The sequence below is a fragment of the Streptomyces sp. NPDC031274 genome (genome assembly GCF_055570235.1).
The window spans coordinates 1-1,269 of the sequence record NZ_JBVIHP010000103.1 but is presented as its reverse complement, the minus strand read 5'-3'; the positions used below and the strand labels follow the sequence as shown (position 1 = coordinate 1,269).

2 protein-coding genes are annotated in these 1,269 nt (G+C 69.6%); both read left to right on the top strand.

What is annotated here, in order from left to right; genetic code table 11:
* Window positions 1-959: MFS transporter (locus ACZ5CR_RS43860; protein ID WP_468868882.1), on the top strand; the 959-nt coding region annotated here is incomplete at its 5' end.
* 73 nt (window positions 960-1,032) lie between these two features.
* A complete protein-coding gene (locus ACZ5CR_RS43855; protein ID WP_468868879.1) occupies window positions 1,033-1,194 on the top strand; it encodes a hypothetical protein in 162 nt (53 codons plus the stop codon).
* The last annotated feature ends 75 nt before the right edge of the window (window positions 1,195-1,269 follow it).

The following is a 1,269-nucleotide window of genomic DNA, read 5'->3' as shown; positions in this document are numbered from 1 at the left end:
GCCGCGCCATCGACATCCCCGGCCAGATCGTCGCCGTCGCCTCCCTGGTCTACGGCGTCATCGAGGGCGGGGCATCCGGTTGGGGCGCGGGCAAGGTCATCGCCGCCTTCGCTGTGGCCGCCGTCGCGCTCGTCGCGTTCATCGTCGTCGAACTGCGCTCGCCGTCGCCGATGCTGTCGATGCAACTCTTCAAGTCCCGGTCCTTCTCCGGCGCCGGCGTCGTGCTCACCGTGGTCATGTTCGCGCAGGTCGGGCTCGTCTTCGCCCTGAGCCTCTTCTTCGGCACCGTGCAGCACCTGTCCGCCCTGGACATCGGATGGCGGTTCCCCGCGCTCAACGGGCTGGCCGTGGTGCTCGGGCCTGTCGTGGGCCGCCTGATGGGCCGCGTAGCCCCCGGACTTCTGCTGGCCCTGGGCCTGGTGGTCACCGCCACCGGTACGTTCTTGCTCACCACGCTGGAGGCGGACACCGGTACCGGCACCGTCCTTCTGGTGCTGGGCGTCATCGGCGCCGGATTCTCCTTCGCCATGACTCCCATCACCGCCATCGCCGTCAGCAGCGCCCCGCATCACCTGGCCGGAATGGCCGGTGCGGGCAGCAATACGCTGCGGCAGGTCGGCGGCGCCCTCGGCCCTGCCGTGTTCGGCGTCATCCTCACTCAGCACACGGTGGACGCCCTGCCCGAGCAGCTCACGGCGGCCGGCCTGTCCTCGGTGGACACGCAGTCCGTCCTGAACGCGGTCGCCACTGACGGCCTCGCCGCTGCCGGGCACCTGGACCTGGGGGCATCTGTCACCGGCCGGGCCCTGGGCGCCTTCGGTGACAGCTTCAGCGGGGCCCTGCACATGTGCGCCGCCATCGGAGGCATCGGCATGCTGGTCGCCGTGGTGGTGACCGTGGTGTGCATCGGCGTACGGAAGCCGACCCCTGCGGCTCACGCTGAAGATTCGGCATCGTGAAGTCGTGTAGCAGTCCGGTGATGTGACGGCTCGGCAGTGGATCACCAAGAGGAGTACGGGGTGGAGGTCCTCGTTGTTGGTCCACGCCGTGCCGAACGGGACGGCGGCACAGCCGAACCCGAGCCTTCCGCGCAACCGGTGGGCGCTCACGATCATCTCCAGCTCGGCGATCGTCTCGTCCTCGCCGTCGATGGCCCGCAGCGTGTGTGGCGGCGAGTGGCAGGGCGCCGATTGAGGCCGGCTGGTCGACCACGACGAGCACGGTGCCGTGCTTGGCCTGGAGTTGTACAGCGCCTCAACGTGGAGACCT